Raw genomic sequence first — 18026 nt, 5'->3', positions numbered from 1 at the left:
TAAGCAATGAGTGCCGTGATCAAAGACCCCGCACAGCAGGACAACAAGACCCTGGTCAGCCTGCGCAACCTGAACAAGCACTACGGCGACTTTGCCGCCGTGGACGACATTTCGCTGGACATCCAGGACGGTGAATTCCTCACCTTCCTCGGTTCCAGTGGCTCCGGAAAAAGTACCACCCTGTCGATGCTGGCCGGCTTCGAAACGCCCAGCTCCGGGGAGATCCAGGTCAATGGCAAGTCGCTGGTCAATGTGCCGCCGCACAAGCGCGACATCGGTATGGTGTTCCAGCGCTATTCGCTGTTTCCGCATCTGTCGGTGCGCGACAACATCGGCTTCCCGCTGGACATCCGCAAACTCGGCAAGGCCGAACGTGAGCGCCGGGTCGAAGCCATGCTCAAACTGGTGCAACTGGATCAGTTTGCCCATCGCCGCCCTTCGCAACTGTCCGGCGGCCAGCAGCAGCGCGTGGCGATTGCCCGGGCACTGGTCTACGAGCCGCGCATTCTGCTGATGGATGAGCCGCTTGGCGCACTGGATAAAAAACTCCGCGAGGACCTGCAGGATGAACTGCGCCAGTTGCATCGGCGCCTGGGCATCACCATCGTCTACGTGACCCACGACCAGGAAGAAGCCATGCGTTTGTCGCAACGCATCGCGATCTTCAGTCATGGCAAGATCGTTGGCCTTGGCAGCGGCTATGACCTGTATCAGAACCCGCCGAATGCCTTTGTCGCCTCGTTCCTCGGCAACTCGAACTTCCTCAAACTCAAGGCCCAGGGCAATGCCGTGGCGACCTTTGAAGGCCAACCGCTGTCGATCCGCCTGACTTCGGGACTAAAGACCGATCAGGAAGTGCTGCTGATGGTTCGCCCGGAAAAAGCCCTGGCCCTGAGCGTCGAACAAGCCTCCAGCGAACCCCTCGCGCCAGGCTGGAACGAAGTCTCGGCCAAGGTCACGGAAGTGTTGTTCCTCGGTGAAAGCCAGACCTGCAGCGTGGTTACCTCCGGCGGCACGGCGATGACCGTCAAGGCATTGCCCGCTGCAGGCATGCCGCTTAAAACCGGAGATCCGGTGCGTGTGCGCTGGGCGACGGCTGATGCCTGCGTTTACACCCAGTGGGCAGAAAGTGATTTGAACAAGGCGGCTGGGGCGCACTGATACCCTTCCCTGCCAAACCAGGCCAACGCCCTCTACCAAGGGCGTTGGCTTTTTTGTGGTGCGCCAGGCATGGCGCACCACAAAAAAGGTGCCGGGCGTTTACACGCGCGGCACCTTCATTTGAAGCGGGATTGATCAGTCAGCGAAGCTCAACTGCTGCGCCTTGCTCACCAACGTCTGATTGCGCGTTGCCAAGCAGTAATAGAGCGGACAAGTCACTGCCAACCCCACCCGCCACGACAGGTCCACACCTTCTATAAAATTGGCGTAAGGCCCGACGTACAACGAAGTGTTGGCAAACGGCAACTGCACCACGATGCCGATAAAGTACGCGACGATCGCATGCAGGTTGAAACGCCCGTAGATCCCGCCATCGGAACGGAAGATCGAGGCATGTCATAGCGGCCGCGCTTGAATCGACGATCACCATATTATGGTATTCCAACATCATAACAAGATTGATCCAGCCTTCTGCCGACCAACTGATCTGCAACTCTGATTCATTAATAGTCGCCTGACGACCTTGAAACCCCGAATTCATTGACCGCTCAGCCGAAATAGACGTTCGTCTGCCTAAGGTAAAAACCATTTGCAAAGAAGGTATTACGGTATACCATCAGACATACAAAACTTCCAAAAAGGCGCATAGCGCTACCGTCTGAACGAGGAACATCCAATGATCGACGCGAACGTCTACAAATTAGTCATGGGCTCCTTCCCTTCTGGCGTGACGGTCATCACCACGCTGGATGACGAGGGGCAGATCGTCGGCCTGACGGCCAGCGCATTCAGTTCGCTGTCGATGGATCCGGCCTTGGTGCTGTTCTGCCCCAACTACAGCTCCGACTCCTACCCCGTGCTGATAAAAAACAAGCGCTTTGCCATTCACTTGCTTTCCGGCGAGCAGCAGAATGAAGCCTATGCCTTCGCCCGCAAAGGCAAGGACAAGGCGCAAGGCATCCAATGGACCCTCAGCGAATTGGGTAATCCGCTGCTGAGCAATGCCACGGCGATTATCGAATGTGAGCTGTGGCGTGAATACGAAGGCGGCGATCACGCCATCATGGTCGGCGCGGTGAAGAACCTGATCGTGCCGCAGCAACAGTCTCGCCCCCTGGTGTATTGCCGCGGCAAGATGGGCGCGCTGCCAGCCTTTGCTTGAGTGTTGGAACGAGCGGTCGCTGAAATATTTTGTAGACATTACGTATTACGGTATACCAATATACGACAAGCCGATTCGCCGAAATCCGGGCTCGCTCGCACATCGGCAAGAGACACCCGCAGCGCCCTGCGCTCCTTCAAGCATCAGACCTGCACCTGACAGGTCAACTACAAAAGATCCGAGGTATGCGTCATGAAATTTTCGTTATTCGTGCATATGGAGCGCTGGGATGAACAAGTCAGCCATCGCCAATTGTTCGAAGACCTGACCGAGCTGACCCTGTTGGCCGAAGCCGGTGGTTTCGGTACCGTCTGGATTGGCGAACACCACGCCATGGAATACACCATTTCCCCAAGCCCGATGCCATTGCTGGCCTACCTCGCGGCACGCACCACGACCATCCATCTGGGAGCCGGCACGATCATCGCGCCGTTCTGGCATCCTTTGCGGGTCGCTGGCGAATGCGCCCTTCTCGATGTGATCAGTAATGGCCGGATGGAAGTTGGATTGGCTCGCGGTGCCTATCAGGTCGAGTTCGACCGTATGGCCGGCGGCATGCCTGCCTCCTCCGGCGGTCAGGCCCTGCGGGAGATGGTCCCGGTGGTGCGCGCCCTGTGGCAAGGCGACTACGCCCACGACGGCGAGATCTGGAAGTTCCCGACCTCCACCTGCGTGCCGAAACCGATTCAGAAGCCTGGTCCGCCAATGTGGATCGCCGCCCGCGACCCGGATTCGCATAACTTCGCGGTGGCCAACGGCTGCAACGTCATGGTCACGCCGCTGATGAAGGGCGACGAAGAAGTCCTCGACCTGAAGAACAAATTCCAGGCCGCGCTGGATAACAATCCAGACGTACCGCGCCCGCAACTGATGGTGCTGCGCCATACCCACGTCCACGCGGTCGATGACCCCGATGGCTGGAAAGTCGGGGCCAAGGCCATCTCGAAGTTCTATCGCACCTTCGACGCCTGGTTCGGCAACAAGCAAGTGCCGGTCAATGGATTCCTGGCGCCTAGCCCGGAAGAGAAGTTCGAAGGCCGTCCAGAGTTCGAACTGGAAAACATCCACAAGAACACGATGATCGGCACCCCTGAAGAAGTCATCGCACGGATCAAGTACTACCAGGAACTGGGCGTCGACGAATTCAGCTTTTGGTGCGACAACAGCTTGCCCCACGCCGAGAAAAAGAAATCCCTGGAGCTGTTTATCAAGCACGTCGTGCCGGCATTCGAATAAGCCGGCAGTCATGCAGGCTGCCGGATCAGTACGGGCCCGGCAGTCCCCCATCAGCGTTGTCTGTCATGGTCGATTTTCATGATAAACAGTCGATTCAAGCCACTTGAAAGTTCCCCGGAACCAGGCGCTGAACTGGCGTATCTGCGTGGCGAATCGACGTCTTCGCACATCCATCTCAAGCGCTTGCGCGCCTGCGTTTCGGCCAAGCAGAACGGCTTCTGGCTGATAATCACCTGAGTAAACCCTGAGTTAGAACCGCACCCTGACCGGACTTCGCCTGGCGAACATGGTCGCTGTGTACTCTGCTTCGACTCGATTTAATCGAGCCCGCGCGGCGCGCCGTTTGCGCCCCGCTCTTCATCAGGTTTGCTCATGAATAATAAAAACGCGCTCTTGATCATCGACATGCAACAGGAAGATGGCTTCACCCTGGAAAATTTCGAGGGGGTCATCGCCCACAACGTTGCATTGCTCACGGCAGCCCGCCAGAGCTCTATCCCGGTGTTCTACACCCGACATATCAATCAGGCCGACGGTGCCGGCTTGCCTCCCGGCGAGCCCAGGTCCGACGACGGTGGCCCGAGCAGCTACCGAGCCGGTACCACGCAGGTAGAAATCATCACCGCGCTGACGCCCCGGCCGGACGAGCAGGTCATCGATAAACATCGCTACAGCGGCTTCCATCAGACCGACCTCGATGCACGACTTAAACATCTGGGTATCGACACGCTGATCATCAGTGGCGTGCTGACCGATGTTTGTGTGTTGACCACGGTGTTCGACGCCTTTGCGTTGGGGTATCGCATTCAGCTGATCACCGACGCCTGCACCACCAGCACCTTGGCGGCGCACTACTCGGCGCTGCTGATCATGGCCAACTGGGTGTACTCCATTGAGTTATTCACCTGCGAACAATTCCTGCTTTCGCTCAGTGGTGAGCAGTTCACCTGCTGCGCCCCTCAGCACCCGGATCTGTTCGCCCACCAGCCTGAAGAGTTGGCGAATACCATTGTCCGCTTCCAATCCAGCCTTCAGCGCCAGGAGTGACTGCCATGAGCATCGAAAAAAGAAGCATCGATTTCATTCCAGAGTCCGAGCGCTACGGTAAACCCGGCTCACTGTTTTTCATCTGGTTCGGCGCCAACATGAACATCACCACAATCGCCTCTGGCGTGTTGCCGGTGGTGATTGGGCTGAATCTGTTCTGGAGTGCGCTGGCGATCATTCTGGGCTCGCTGCTGGGTGCGATTTTCATGGCCTCGCACTCGGCTCAGGGACCCAAATTGGGTATCCCGCAGATGATCCAGAGCCGCGCGCAGTTCGGGGTGATCGGTGCGATCCTGCCATTGCTGTTCGTCATGCTGATCTACCTCGGGTTCTTCGTCAGCAATACCTTGCTGGCAGCCCAGGCCCTGGAGACCGTCAGTCCGTTGGGCAGCAACGCCAACATCTTTCTGATCGGCGCTTTGTGCTTCGTGGTGGCGCTGTATGGCTACCGGCTGATCCATCGGCTGCAAAAGTTGCTGTCGATCCTCTCGTTGCTGGTGTTCATCGCCGCCACACTGCTCGCGTTGAGTCTGCCGATTGCCGCGGGACAATGGGCTGCAACGGACTTCTCACTGGCAAAATTCCTGATGGCGGTGAGCATTGCCGTGACCTGGCAACTGTCCTATGCCCCGTATGTCGCGGACTACTCACGCTACTTGCCGAGCAAGACGTCTATGCCCCAAGTGTTCTGGTACAGCTACGCCGGAACGGTCAGCGGCGGTGCGTGGATGATGATCCTTGGCGCTATCCTCAGCGTGGCCATTCCGGATTTCGCCAGTAATGTCGGCGGTCATGTCGCCGGATTGTTCGGCCCGGTCGCCCTGCTGTTGTTCGCGTTTATCGTCTATGGCCAGGTGTCGATCAACGTTTTCAACCTGTATGGTGCGTTCATGTCGACCATCACGGTAATCGAACCCTTCGCCCGTCTGCGCGTCACACCACGGGTCAGAGGCGTGTTCATGTTGATCATCAGTCTGGTGGCCACAGCGTTATGCACCATCAGTCAGGATAACTTCATTGCCTTCTTCCTCAACTTCATTTTCTTCATGAGCTACTTCCTGATCCCCTGGACGGCGATCAATCTGGTCGACTTCTACTGGCTGCGCAAAGGTGAATACCGGATTGACGATATCTTCGACATGAATGGCATCTACGGCCGCGTCAACTGGATCGCCTGCGCCAGTTTCATCGTCGCCATTGGGGTGGAGATCCCCTTCATGAACACCACCCTTTACGTCGGCCCATTGGCCACGCAGCTGGGTGGTATCGACCTGGCCTGGGTCGTCGGACTGGTGGTGCCGGCCCTCAGTTACTACTGGCTGATGAGACTCGGCAAGCAGGTTTCAAGGGTCAGTGAACTGTCATAAAGACCCTGCGCAGAACTTGATCGAAGGTCAAAACAAAATCACCCGCTCCTGGAGGATATTCAGGGGCGGGTTTTGACGGAATTATCCCCTCTCGGGATGCAACTCATGCCCAGGAAACCAACGGCCGGCATTCTGCGTCCTATGTCCTGTGAAGTAACAAAATTCCTGGCGGCTCAAAGATAGCTACACTTGCGCTGCCTGCCTGCGCCAGCCTTCCACCTTGTGTTATACCTCGCAGAGTCCCCCCTGAAAGAAGTCAGTCGCATGCCGCGAACCGTCGTATGGCTCCTTGCATTGGTTGTAGCCTCGTACTTTGGGCTCTGTGCCGCCTTGTTCGTGTTTCAGCGTGCCCTCATCTACTTTCCGCAACCTCGCACCATGAGTATCCCAGCAACGATTCTCAAGCTACCTGTAGCCGACGCCCACGTGCTGGTTTCAGCCAGGCCCCACGACGGTCCGGATGCGCTTATCTACTTTGGAGGCAATGCCGAGGATGTCTCGCTGAACCTGCCCGGCTTTTCGCAGGCCTTCCCGAATCAGGCGATCTACCTGCTTAACTACAGAGGTTTTGGTGGAAGCTCCGGATCCCCCTCCGAGGAGGCCCTCCAACGCGATGCTCTTGCCTTGTTTGACATGGTCCACGCCGACCACCCCAATACGGTGATTGTGGGACGTAGTTTGGGTACGGGTATCGCCATTCATCTTGCAAGCCAGCGGCCGACATCGCGCCTGATCCTGATTACGCCGTACAGCAGCCTGGAAGACCTCGCGGCCATAAAAATGCCCTTTTTCCCAGTGAGGTGGCTGTTAAAGGACAAGTTTGAATCGTGGAAGTACGCCTCTCGCATCACTGTCCCCACGCTGTTGATCGCGGCTGAACACGACGAAATCGTACCGCGTTCAAATACCGAGAAACTCTATGCGCACTTCCCTGCTGGCGTGGCCTCGCTCAAGGTCATTCCGGACACTGGCCACAACTCAATATCGCAAAGCCCTCACTACTTGAAACTGCTCGGAAGCGGGTTGTAATCGACCTGTTGCGCTAGAACTCAGCAACTGCTGAGCTATTCTTTACCCAGACCACTTCTGTCACGTTCACCTAAAAGGTGGCCCACATGTCCGAGGCGCCTTCCCCCCGGCAAAACCATCTGCTGGCAGCTTTGCCGGCCGAAGTTCAGAGTCGCCTGTTCCCTCACCTCGAACGGGTGTCACTGCCGCTTGGCAAGGTCTTGTACGAGTCCGGGGATGCCCTGCGGCACGTCTTTTTTCCGGCCGACTCCATCGTGTCGCTGCTTTACGTAATGGAAAATGGCTCATCGGCGGAAATTTCGGTCGTCGGCAATGAAGGGCTCATTGGCGTCGCCGTGTTCATGGGCGGCGAAAGCACTCCGAGCCGGGCAGTCGTGCAGAGCGCCGGCCACGCCTACCGGTTACTGGGACAGCGACTCAAGGACGAATTCAACCGCCACGGCGATATGCTGCAGCTAATGTTGCGCTACACCCAGGCCCTGATTACACAAATGGCCCAGACGGCGGTCTGCAACCGTCACCACTCGATTGATCAACAGTTGTGCCGCTGGCTCTTGCATTCCCTCGACCGTCTGCCGAGCAATCAACTCACCATGACCCAGGAGCTGATAGCAAACATGCTTGGCGTGCGCCGCGAAGGCGTTACCGATGCGGCCGGCAAGTTGCAGAAACTCGGCGTGATCGAGTACAGCCGTGGGCATATTACGGTATTGGACCGAGCCAAACTTGAAGGGCTTAGTTGCGAGTGTTACTCCGTGGTCAGGAAAGAAACCGAGCGCTTGCTGCCTTACATTCCTCAGCGCGTTGTCAGCTGAGCGAGTCCCGTTGCAGGTAGGGAGATCAGCGATCTGCATGCCACCCAATAGGCGCAAATGCCTGGAGGAATCTGTACGGCAATGCACACGAAACTATTGTCGTGTTGAATAGCCAGAGCACCTATTTCACCTCAGATGCAGCGCTGGCAGCTTGCTGGCGCTGAACCTCCAGACGTTTCATGCTGAGATACTCGCTTCGCTCCATCTCATGCAGCTGCAGCGGATAACGCTCAATCCCGGCGAACCAATCGTTCAGGCGTTTTTCGAGCTGCGCAGGCGCAGGCGTCGACAGCGCCCCCAGGTAGGCTTCGATTGCCAGGTAGTAGCGCATCGCATTGCGCTCTACGATACCGCGCATGCCGCCAATATAGGCTGGCTGTCCATCGACCTTTTTGCCAACGACACTGAAACCTACCTTGTTGCGACCCGTCGTTGCCAGATAGCCCTGCATGGCCATGCGGGCCGCAAAGCCATAGCCATATGAATACGACAGATGAAGGAAGCTGTGTTGGGGATCGAGCATCACCACTTCGAGCTCTACACGGTAATGACTCGTTCCAAACGGTCCTTGCGCGGCGCTCAGCGTAATCTGCTGATAGTCGGGTCCGGCCACCACTACCTTATAGAGAAAGTCGAACTGGTAGGCATCAGCCGCCGGCTGATCGAACTTGCGTCCAATGTTGACGCTCAACGTGTCGCCGTTGGATGAGGAGCGACAACTCTTTACGTTCAGGTGCAGGATCAGGATGTCACACCAGTGGTCGATGCCCTGCAATGCCGGGCTGACCACCGAAAAGGGTCGTTCGACCAACGCATAGATGTCGCCTCTCAGGCTGTCTGAATTTTCACTTGATTCGAGGTAGAGCGGGCGTTGGAACGCGTTGCTGATCAACTGTTCATGCAAGGCGACGTAGCGCGCCTTAAGCGCTTGCCCATCCTGTGCATGTACCAGCGGTACGCCGACCAGCGCACAAAGCAAGACCATCCAAAACAGCTGGGTACATCTGTAGAACCTGATCGTGGTCCAGCTCCCGGGGCTTTGGGATATCACGTGTGTATGAATCACAACCAGTACTCCCAGAGGTGAGCGAACAGCTCCTTGGCTCTAACATCAAGGGGCCGACGCTGCCACTTCTCAAGCGTAATTTCGTTGGATTTCGACAGGTCCGCGAGGAACGCTGCCCGCATTTTCTCACCGAATTCGGGGCCCAGTACCACGACGTTGACCTCTTGGTTGTGCAGAAAACTGCGCCAGTCCAGGTTGGTCGAACCGACAGTGGACCACACGCCATCAATCACTGCGGTTTTGACATGCAGAAAGGCGTCGCGGCGCTCGTAAAGCTTGACGCCGGCCTTCAGCAGCTCGGCGTAGTGCCTGTGGCCGGCGTGAAATACCAGCCAGGAATCAGTACTGCTGGGAAGCACCAATTTCACATCAACACCTCGCGCCACCGCGTTCTTTAGCTCCGTCAGTAGCTGTGGATCGGGCACGAAGTAGGCATTGGTCAGCCAGATTTCGGTTTGTGCACTGCGTAGCGCCGAAATAAGCGTGGCGTAGATTTGGCTGTAGGGTTCGTCAGGCGAACTACCAATGGCGCGAACCACCTCATGACCTTTGCGTTGAATCGTAGGGAAGTACTTGCGTGGCGCGAGTTGTTCGCCTTTCTGTTTTTCCCATGTCTCGATAAATAACTTTTGCAGCTCAGCAACGGCCGGCCCTTCCAGTCGAAGGTCGGTGTCGCGCCAAGGCAACTTGCCGTTGGAACTGGTTTTTGAGCTCTGGTTAAACGATCCGCTCGAATAAACGCTACTGATATTGATGCCACCGAGGAAGGCAATGCGCCCATCGACGATCATTAGTTTGCGGTGGTCCCGCTGGTTGACTTCCCAGCCGGCCTTGGCGGTCGCTGGATTGATCGGATTGAATTCCACCACCTTGATGCCCGCGGCGGTAAGGCGAGTAAAGAAACCGGAGGGAGTATTGAGTGTACCGACGCTGTCACGGATCAGATTGACCTGCACGCCATCCGCCTGCTTGGCAATCAGCGCCGCGACAAAGCGCTGACCCACTTCGTCGTCCTCGAGAATATAGGTCTCGATATTGATATGGTCACGCGCGCTGGCGATCGCAGCGATCATCGACTGGTAGGTGCTCGGCCCGTTCTGTAACAGCTCGACCTTATTGCCTTCCGTCAGGGGGCTGCCGACGATAGACGCCTCAATAGCCAGATGCAGATCGAAGATGTTCGTCTGTACACCGCCGGCCTTGAGACGATCAAGAATCGCCTTGCTGCGCTCGGCCGACAGCGGCCCATGGGTACCGTCGATTTGCACCGGTGCCGGGTTGCTATACGCCATGTCGGGCACAATGGTCGGCAACGAACTACAGGCCATGAGCAGTGTCAGACTCAGCGCTGCCGAGGCTCGCACCAGATTCCACCTTGAAAGCACGCCCATTGAGCATCCTCCTGAGGCTGGAGGGGATACCGCAATCATGGCAGTGCATGAAGACGGCGTCGGTGCGATACCACCCTTAACGGAACACTTTCCAGTTTTCGTACTTCAAGCATCATCTGAAATGAATGATCCGTTCGAGCAGCACTTCGTTTGCCGGGACGTAAGCATGTGCAGCGAATCAGCCTAGGGTGTGGTGGCGTACGTACCGGCCGCTCGATCAGAAACACAGCTAGATGACGTTGCCGGACGCTTACGCCAGTATCAGTCTCAGCGGCAATCCGGAAGAACAAGACACTCGGGTAATTCGCCCTGAACCACTTGCGACTCCTCACTCACCGTCGAAGTGACCATCGTCGCAATAATGGACTTTAACGCTAACTGCCCCACAGGCTGCCCCTGGCTGTTGGTGACCACCAGTTCTTCAAGCCCTGCCTCGACCAGTCGTTTGACCGCCGACTCGAGTGACGTCCCCATCGGCACTGTCAGCGTTGCTCCGGCCTTCACCCGAACAAACGGCCGCATGATCGCCTCGACGCTGATCACCCTACCCCGGTTCACTTCCTTGACGAAGTTGGCAATGTAATCGTCGGCGGGGCTCATGACAATTTCCTGCCGAGTGCCTTGTTGCACGACTTCACCGTCACGCAGGATGGCTATTTGATCACCGATGCGCAGCGCTTCATCGAGATCGTGGGTAATGAAGACGATGGTTTTCTTGATCTCTTTTTGCAGATCCAGGAGCACCGACTGCATATCCATACGGATCAACGGATCGAGTGCAGAGAACGCCTCGTCCATCAACAGGATCGGCGCATCGCTGGCCAGCGCACGCGCCAGGCCAACCCGCTGCTGCATGCCTCCGGAAAGCTGATTTGGGTAGTGATCTTCGAAGCCTTTGAGCCCTACCCGCGCAAGCCAGCCCATGGCCACCTCCACTTGCCTGCCACGGGGCAGTCCCTGGATCTCCAACCCATACACCGCATTGTCGAGCACGGTCCGGTTGGGCAGCAGCGCGAACTTCTGAAACACCATGGAAATTTTATGTCGGCGGAACTCTCGCAGATCGTGCGGGCTCATCTTCAACACGTCCACGCCGCCCACTATGACTTCGCCGGCAGTGGGTTCGATCAATCGGTTGATATGGCGTATCAACGTCGATTTCCCCGAACCGGAAAGGCCCATGATGACCTGAATGCCCCCGGACGGCATGCTGATGTTGATGTCCTTCAAACCCAGTACATGACTGTGAGTGCGCAGTAGCTCGGCTTTGCTGATGCCCTGCTTGACCCGTTCGATACTGGCATGGGCCTGGTAACCGAAAATCTTGTAGAGATGCCTGATTTCGATGCCGAAATCGTTGGACGGGCTAGTGGCCATGAACCATCTCCAAATGCTTTTGCAGTCTTCTGCCATAGGCCTGGCTGACCCGATCAAAGATCACCGCGATACCGACGATGGCCAAACCGTTGAACATGCCCAAGGTAAAGTACTGGTTGGAAATGGCCTTGAGCACCGGCTGCCCCAGTCCTTGGACGCCGATCATCGAGGCGATCACCACCATGGCCAACGCCATCATGATGGTCTGATTGATCCCGGCCATGATCGATGGCAAAGCCAGGGGCAACTGGACGTTTTTCAGTTTCTGCCAGCCGGAGGAACCAAAGGCATCGGCGGCTTCAAGCATCTCGGCATCGACGTGGCGAATACCGAGATTGGTCAGCCGGATCATCGGCGGCAAGGCGTAGACCACCACCGCAATCAGTCCCGCCACCTTACCAATCCCCAGCAACATCACCACCGGGATCAGGTAGACAAAACTCGGCAGGGTCTGCATCACGTCCAGCACAGGGCTGATCAGGTTTCGCAGACGATTGGAGCGAGCCATGGCAATTCCGGTCGGCAAGCCGACGACGATGGATATCACCGTGCAGACGAAGATCATCGACAGGGTCTTCATCGTGTCGGTCCACATATCCAGGTAACCGATCGCCATCAGCGTCAACACGCAACCCAACACAATATTCCAGCTGCGGCTGGCAAACCAGGCAATCAAGGCGACGAGCAAAATGATGATCGGCCATGGCGTCGTGGTCATGAACCGTTCGGACTGATTGAGGAAATATTGCAACGGCTGGAAGAACGCTTCGAAGCTGTCGCCATAGGTGCTGGTGAAGTGTCGAAAGGCACCATCGATAGACTTTTTCAAAGCCCGAAGCCTTTCGTCCTCCATATGTGGAAAGCTTAACAGCCACTCCATAACATTCCCCTTTTGTAGAAGACCGTAAGAACGCTGGCAGTCATTTCAATACATGGGTGTTTTTATTTTTATCTGCGCAAGGATCAATGCAGCGCGGCGCGGCGGGCTGCATTGATCCCGGGGGTTAAAGCGAAGCCTTGATCTTGCCTGTCGCTTCGGGGGTGACCCACTGGCTCCAGAGTGCTTCGTTGTTTTTGAGGAAGTACTTGGCCCCTTCCTCTCCGGTTGCCTGGTTATCGGTCATCCAGGCAATCAGCCGGTTCACCGTCTCATTGGACCAGGCGCGCTTGTTCAGATACGCCATGACGGTCGGCGAGCGAGCGGCGAAAGATTTGGTGGTCAAGGTAAAGACCCGATCGATCGGCCAGCCATTTGGCTTGGGATCAGGACAGTCAGCGACCGTATTGCAACGTTTCCATTCCACCGGGTCGGTGGCGATACCATTTTCCAGCTTGACCATCGGATACTTGCCCAACAAGGCGGTGGGTGCCCAGTAGAAACCCAGCCAGGGAGCCTTGCGCTCGTAGGCTTTGGCAATGGAGCCATCAAGCGCCGCAGCCGAGCCGGTATCCACCAGAACAAAACCGGCTTTCTCGAACTCGTAAGCCTTGTAGAACTGGCTGGTCACCACTGTGCCGCCCCAGCCTTGAGGCCCGTTGTAGATCGCGCCTTTTTTCGCATCGTCAGGTGCCGGGAACAGTTCGGGGTGCTTCTTCACATCATCGAAACTCTTGATGTCCGGATGGGCGTCGGCGATGTACTTCGGAATCCACCAGCCTTGAGAGCCGCCATCGGACAATGACCGCGCCGCCTGAATGAGGTTACCGCTTTGAATACCCGTCCTGGCGACCTCAGGAACCAGGTCGATCCAACCTTCAGGTGCGATATCGGGCCGGCCCTTTTCGACCATCGAGGTGATGGTCGGAACGGTATCCCCCGTCACCAGATCGGCATTACAGCCATAGCCTGCGTTGAGGATCAGCTTGTCGACGTTGGCCATCACTTCAGCGGATTGCCAGTTCATGTTGGCGATAGTCACATCGCCACATTCAGACGCTGACACCCAACCACTGAATGCAACGATCCCCAGTGCAAGTCCCGTCTTCGAGAAAGACTTTATATTCATAAACGCTACCCTCGATTGCGGCCAAAGTTAAGAAGGGTCAACTACCGCGTCATTGGACCTTCTTTCGTGTCAGCAGAATGGGCAAATGGACTCATGGAACAGGCGACTGAGGTCGCCGAATCCAGACCTGCTTTTATTGTTTTATCGAAGCCGCCGGCGATCATGGCTTCAAGGCCTGCTGCAGTAACGCCCTGGTAGTTGATGAGCGTCTGCAAGAGTTCGTCGAGGGAGTGTCCATTCCCGATCATCTGACTGGCATCCACCACCACAGCGTTCACTGCACGGTGGGCAATCGCCGGAGGCAAGCCGCTGTTCAAGGCATGTTGGAGCATGCTGCGAGCCAGCAACGCCGGGTAAGCTGGCCCCGTCCCCACCAGCGCCGTCAGGTAGTTCAAATGGCTTTCGGTGAAGACTTCATCGGCGCTACCGAAGGTTTCGAACAGCTTCTGGGCGAAGGCTTTCTGCTCGTCGGTAACCTCCTGCGTGACCAACCAGGGCGTGTAGGACTTGCCGATTTCTGCTGCGGCATTGGGCATGGCACGAATAACCTGCCGACTGCCCGTGTGCTGCGCCACGCTGTTCAACGTCACGCCGGCCATCAAAGAAATTACCAGCGTGTTTTCAGCGAAAATTTCCACGTCGGCAAATTGCTCCGGGCGTACCGACACGATGACCACATCACTACGCTCCACCAGTTCCTGGTTGTTGCGCGTTACCGTCACTTGCGGCCACTTTGCGCTCGGTAACAGATTACTTGCAGAGCGGTTCGAAAGTACCAACGCGCCGGGCTTTATAAATGCCTTGTCGAGCATCGCCAGGGCTATCGAGCGGCCGAGCCATCCCGATCCACCGATAATGCCTATCGTGGGTTCGTTGAACATTTGAACCTGCCTTCGTTAATCAGAAGTCGCGGTCAGTCAGGTAGCTGATGAAGCTTCATCCACCCCATAGCCATGACGGGAGTAGAAACGTTTCAACTCACGGGCCAGGGGCTCCTGGCCGGTGAATATCTTCACGTACTCGGGAATCCGTCGCATTCTTTCCCCGACATCCTCCCGGGTGTTGGTGCTGATATAGCCAATCTGTGTCAGGTAAATCGTTCGAGCCCGCACATCGGCGGCGTCGAATGCATAGTCAAAACGCACGAACATCCGGATCAGTGCCTCGCGCCTGGCAATATCGGCCACCCGGATATGTTCGGCCACTTCGGCGGACTGCAAGGCCCAGCTGCGCATGGCAAATTCGAACTGTGAATCGAACAGCTCCGGGTTCAGCCAGCAGTCAAAAACATTGAGCATCGCCTCGGCAATGCTCTCGGCATAACACTCGGTCTGAGCTATCAGGTTACCGGTGTTCTTCACCCGCCAACGCTCGATCAATGCCGCGAGCAGCTCTTCGCGATCCTTGAAAAACCAGTAGAAGCTGGTTCTCGACAGCCCCAGTTTCTTGGCCAGCGGCATCACCCGCACCGTGTCGACACCGCACTCGGTCAGGCTTTCATAAGCTGCGTCGAGCCACCCTTCCAGCGACCCTCTCCAACCTGTTTCTACTGCTTTGGTGTGTTCGTTCATGGCTCGATCCTAGCGGGTTGCCAGAAGCCACGCAAGCAGAATGTACACCTATGTCTAGTGTATTGACACAGGTGTACATTTCCCCCTAACGTAATTTCACCCCTGACCCGATGCCCTCTTCCGGAGAGTCTTGACGATGCTGAATGATCCGCTCCTCCAGCCCTATCAGTTGAAGCACCTGACTCTCAGAAACCGAATCATGACCACCGCCCACGAACCGGCATATCCCGTAGACGGCATGCCCAAGGACCTCTATCGCGCCTACCACGTGGAACGGGCGAAGGCCGGCGTGGCCTTGACCATGACCGCAGGGTCCGCTGCGGTTTCCCGTGACAGCCCGCCGGTGTTTAACAACATCCTGGCCTACAAGGATGAGGTCGTTGGCTGGATGAAGGACCTGACCGATGCCTGCCATGAACATGGTGCGGCGGTAATGATCCAGCTGACCCACCTAGGCCGGCGTACGCGCTGGGACAAGGGTGATTGGCTACCCGTGGTGTCGCCTTCGTTCGAGCGCGAGGCATCCCACCGTTCCTTCCCGAAGAAGATGGAAGACTGGGATATTGAGCGCATCATCAAGGACTACGCCGACGCAGCAGAACGCATGAAGGCAGCAGGCCTGGACGGCATCGAGCTGCAGGCCTACGGGCACCTGATGGATCAATTCTGGTCACCACTGACCAACGATCTCGATGCGCCGTATGGCGGCTCCATTGATAACCGGCTGCGTTTTACCTTCGATATCCTCAGCGCCATTCGCAAGCGCGTCGGCAATGAGTTTATCGTCGGCGTGCGCTATACCGGCGACGAGCAAATGCCCGGCGGGCTGACCCAAGCCGATGGTCTGGACATCTCCCGGCGCCTTAAAGACAGCGGCATGGTGGACTTTCTCAACGTCATCCGCGGACATATCGACACCGACGCGGGCCTGACCGATGTGATTCCCATCCAGGGCATGCGCAACTCACCTCACCTGGACTTCGCCGGAGAGATTCGCGCCGCCACCGACTTCCCCACCTTTCACGCGGCGAAGATCCCGGACGTGGCCACCGCCCGCCATGCCATCGCCTCCGGCAAGATTGACATGGTCGGCATGACCCGCGCGCACATGACCGACCCGCACATCGTGCGCAAGATTATCGAGGGCCGCGAAGAGGATATTCGCCCCTGCGTCGGTGCCAACTATTGCCTGGATCGGATCTACCAAGGCGGTGCCGCCTATTGCATCCACAACCCGGCCACAGGCCGTGAAACCAGCATCCCCCACGACATTCCCAAGGCCCCCCGCAAACGCAAAGTGGTCATCGTCGGCGCAGGTGTTGCCGGGCTCGAAGCCGCGCGAGTGGCTGCCGAACGAGGTCATGAGGTCGTAGTTTTCGAAGCCGCCAACCAAGCTGGCGGGCAGGTTCGTCTCACCGCGCAATCTGAACGGCGGCGGGAAATGATCAGCATCGTCGACTGGCGCATGGCCCAGTGCACGGCTCGGGGCGTCACCTTTCATTTCAATACCTGGGCTGAGGCCTGCACCGTCCACGACGAACACCCGGACGTGGTGATCATTGCCACCGGCGGCTTGCCCCACACCGAGATTCTCTCTGCTGGGAATGAACTGGTGGTCTCGGCCTGGGACATCATTTCCGGGGATGTGAAACCCGGCCGCAATGTCCTGCTATTCGACGACGCAGGCGATCACGCGGGCCTGCAAGCGGCCGAGTTCATCGCCAAAAGCGGTGCAAAAATCGAAATCATGACGCCGGACCGAACCTTTGCACCGGAAGTCATGGCGATGAACCTGGTGCCCTATATGCGCTCGCTGCAAGCCCTGGATACAACCTTTACCGTCACCTTCCGCCTGCTCGCCGTAGAACGCGAGGGCCAGGATCTGCTGGCGACCATCGACAGTGACTACGGCAGTGCGCGCAAGACCCGACGCGTCGATCAGGTGGTGGTCAACCACGGCACTCGACCGCTGGACGAGCTGTATTTCGAGTTGAAAGCCGCCTCCAGCAATGGCGGCGTGGTTGAGCATCAGGACCTGATCGTCGGTAACCCGCAGAATATCGTGACCCACCCGGGAGGCGAATTTCAGCTGTTTCGCATTGGCGATGCGGTGGCTGCACGCAACACTCACGCCGCTATCTACGACGCCTTGAGACTGGTCAAGGACTTGTAAACGAACCCGTTGCCTAGGTGATGAAAGACCATGCAAAAAGATGAAATCCCATCCTGCAGAATTACTGGGGGAAATGGCATTCATGGACCCATTGAAGGTTCTCGCTATCACTCATCTTCAGCAGATGATTGGCTGCGGACCGAGGCTGAAGGCTTCTGGATCAAACCTCTGTTCGAAGACATCGAGCGCGGTGAAAAGACGCTGCTGATGAAAGTTGACCCTGGCGCCCATGTCACCAGCCACACCCATGAAGGAGAGCTGGAGCAACTTTTCGTACTGCAAGGCTCTTTCTTTGATCAGGATCGAACGCTGAACGTCGGCGACTATTGTTGCCGGGCACCCGATGCGGCTCACAGTGCGGGCTCTGTACAAGGGGCTATCGTGCTGGTGATCTATACCCGCCGCTGACTAGAGGTTGCACTGCTGTCTTGCGCGCGCCTGCTTTCACCCCGTGTCGACCTTGAACTCAAACACAACCAAGGCTGCTCCTACGAATTTCAGGCAAAACAAAACCCCTACCTGCATACGCAGATAGGGGTTTCGGAATTTAATCTTGACGATGACCTACTCTCACATGGGGAAACCCCACACTACCATCGGCGATGCATCGTTTCACTGCTGAGTT

17 protein-coding genes, 1 rRNA gene and 1 pseudogene are annotated in these 18026 nt (G+C 57.0%); 10 read left to right on the top strand and 9 right to left on the bottom strand.

Annotation, left to right across the window (positions count from 1 at the left end; all coding sequences use genetic code 11):
* Nucleotides 1-6 precede the first annotated feature (6 nt).
* On the top strand, nucleotides 7-1161 hold the full coding sequence (locus ACZYSM_RS22095) for an ABC transporter ATP-binding protein (RefSeq protein WP_489074576.1): 1155 nt from the start codon (nucleotides 7-9) through the stop codon (nucleotides 1159-1161).
* A gap of 135 nt (nucleotides 1162-1296) precedes the next feature.
* On the opposite strand, the pseudogene ACZYSM_RS22090 reads toward ACZYSM_RS22095, so the two are convergent.
* Nucleotides 1297-1574: pseudogene (locus ACZYSM_RS22090) on the bottom strand (cytosine permease); the annotation flags it as partial.
* A gap of 263 nt (nucleotides 1575-1837) precedes the next feature.
* On the opposite strand from ACZYSM_RS22090, the gene ACZYSM_RS22085 reads away from it, so the two are divergent.
* From ACZYSM_RS22085 to ACZYSM_RS22055, 7 genes are all read left to right on the top strand, one after another.
* Entirely contained in the window at nucleotides 1838-2323 is a 486-nt protein-coding gene (locus ACZYSM_RS22085) for a flavin reductase family protein (protein ID WP_489074574.1), read from the top strand.
* A 192-nt stretch (nucleotides 2324-2515) separates the two neighbouring features.
* Nucleotides 2516-3559, top strand: a complete 1044-nt coding sequence (locus ACZYSM_RS22080) for an LLM class flavin-dependent oxidoreductase (protein ID WP_489074572.1) — start codon at nucleotides 2516-2518, stop codon at nucleotides 3557-3559.
* A 78-nt stretch (nucleotides 3560-3637) separates the two neighbouring features.
* Nucleotides 3638-3796: a hypothetical protein gene (locus ACZYSM_RS22075; protein WP_489074570.1), complete on the top strand. Its 159-nt coding sequence runs from the start codon at nucleotides 3638-3640 to the stop codon at nucleotides 3794-3796.
* Nucleotides 3797-3931: 135 nt separating this feature from the next.
* Complete coding sequence (locus ACZYSM_RS22070; RefSeq protein WP_489074568.1) at nucleotides 3932-4606, top strand: cysteine hydrolase family protein; 675 nt, start codon at nucleotides 3932-3934, stop codon at nucleotides 4604-4606.
* Nucleotides 4607-4611: 5 nt separating this feature from the next.
* A complete protein-coding gene (locus tag ACZYSM_RS22065) occupies nucleotides 4612-5973 on the top strand; it encodes a purine-cytosine permease family protein (RefSeq protein WP_489074566.1) in 1362 nt (453 codons plus the stop codon).
* A 264-nt stretch (nucleotides 5974-6237) separates the two neighbouring features.
* On the top strand, nucleotides 6238-7002 hold the full coding sequence (locus ACZYSM_RS22060; protein ID WP_489074564.1) for an alpha/beta hydrolase: 765 nt from the start codon (nucleotides 6238-6240) through the stop codon (nucleotides 7000-7002).
* 86 nt (nucleotides 7003-7088) lie between these two features.
* On the top strand, nucleotides 7089-7817 hold the full coding sequence (locus ACZYSM_RS22055; RefSeq protein WP_489074562.1) for a Crp/Fnr family transcriptional regulator: 729 nt from the start codon (nucleotides 7089-7091) through the stop codon (nucleotides 7815-7817).
* Between the two features lie 121 nt (nucleotides 7818-7938).
* Here ACZYSM_RS22055 and ACZYSM_RS22050 read toward each other — a convergent pair whose 3' ends face one another.
* From ACZYSM_RS22050 to ACZYSM_RS22020, 7 genes are all read right to left on the bottom strand, one after another.
* On the bottom strand, nucleotides 7939-8802 hold the full coding sequence (locus ACZYSM_RS22050) for a hypothetical protein (protein ID WP_489074560.1): 864 nt from the start codon (nucleotides 8800-8802) through the stop codon (nucleotides 7939-7941).
* 77 nt (nucleotides 8803-8879) lie between these two features.
* Nucleotides 8880-10274 (bottom strand): cardiolipin synthase, encoded by a 1395-nt coding sequence (cls, locus tag ACZYSM_RS22045; protein ID WP_489074558.1) that lies wholly within the window; start codon nucleotides 10272-10274, stop codon nucleotides 8880-8882.
* 267 nt (nucleotides 10275-10541) lie between these two features.
* A complete protein-coding gene (locus tag ACZYSM_RS22040) occupies nucleotides 10542-11651 on the bottom strand; it encodes a quaternary amine ABC transporter ATP-binding protein (RefSeq protein ID WP_489074556.1) in 1110 nt (369 codons plus the stop codon).
* Nucleotides 11641-12504 (bottom strand): ABC transporter permease, encoded by an 864-nt coding sequence (locus ACZYSM_RS22035; protein ID WP_489074697.1) that lies wholly within the window; start codon nucleotides 12502-12504, stop codon nucleotides 11641-11643. Before ACZYSM_RS22035 ends, ACZYSM_RS22040 begins: the two co-directional genes overlap by 11 nt.
* A gap of 151 nt (nucleotides 12505-12655) precedes the next feature.
* Complete coding sequence (locus tag ACZYSM_RS22030) at nucleotides 12656-13657, bottom strand: ABC transporter substrate-binding protein (RefSeq protein ID WP_489074554.1); 1002 nt, start codon at nucleotides 13655-13657, stop codon at nucleotides 12656-12658.
* A gap of 41 nt (nucleotides 13658-13698) precedes the next feature.
* Nucleotides 13699-14538, bottom strand: a complete 840-nt coding sequence (locus ACZYSM_RS22025) for a pyrroline-5-carboxylate reductase family protein (RefSeq protein WP_489074552.1) — start codon at nucleotides 14536-14538, stop codon at nucleotides 13699-13701.
* 36 nt (nucleotides 14539-14574) lie between these two features.
* On the bottom strand, nucleotides 14575-15228 hold the full coding sequence (locus tag ACZYSM_RS22020; protein ID WP_489074550.1) for a TetR/AcrR family transcriptional regulator: 654 nt from the start codon (nucleotides 15226-15228) through the stop codon (nucleotides 14575-14577).
* A gap of 136 nt (nucleotides 15229-15364) precedes the next feature.
* Here ACZYSM_RS22020 and ACZYSM_RS22015 point away from each other — a divergent pair, with 136 nt between their 5' ends.
* Both ACZYSM_RS22015 and ACZYSM_RS22010 read left to right on the top strand, forming a co-directional pair.
* Nucleotides 15365-17401 carry an oxidoreductase gene (locus ACZYSM_RS22015; RefSeq protein ID WP_489074548.1) on the top strand — a complete coding sequence of 679 codons (2037 nt, stop codon included), beginning with the start codon at nucleotides 15365-15367 and terminating at the stop codon, nucleotides 17399-17401.
* A gap of 30 nt (nucleotides 17402-17431) precedes the next feature.
* Nucleotides 17432-17809 carry a cupin domain-containing protein gene (locus tag ACZYSM_RS22010; RefSeq protein WP_489074546.1) on the top strand — a complete coding sequence of 126 codons (378 nt, stop codon included), beginning with the start codon at nucleotides 17432-17434 and terminating at the stop codon, nucleotides 17807-17809.
* 143 nt (nucleotides 17810-17952) lie between these two features.
* On the opposite strand, the gene rrf is transcribed toward ACZYSM_RS22010, so the two are convergent.
* A 5S ribosomal RNA gene (gene rrf, locus ACZYSM_RS22005) occupies nucleotides 17953-18026 on the bottom strand; the annotation flags it as partial.

The organism is Pseudomonas sp. F220, from assembly GCF_057813935.1.
This window is presented reverse-complemented; position numbering and strand designations above follow the sequence as displayed.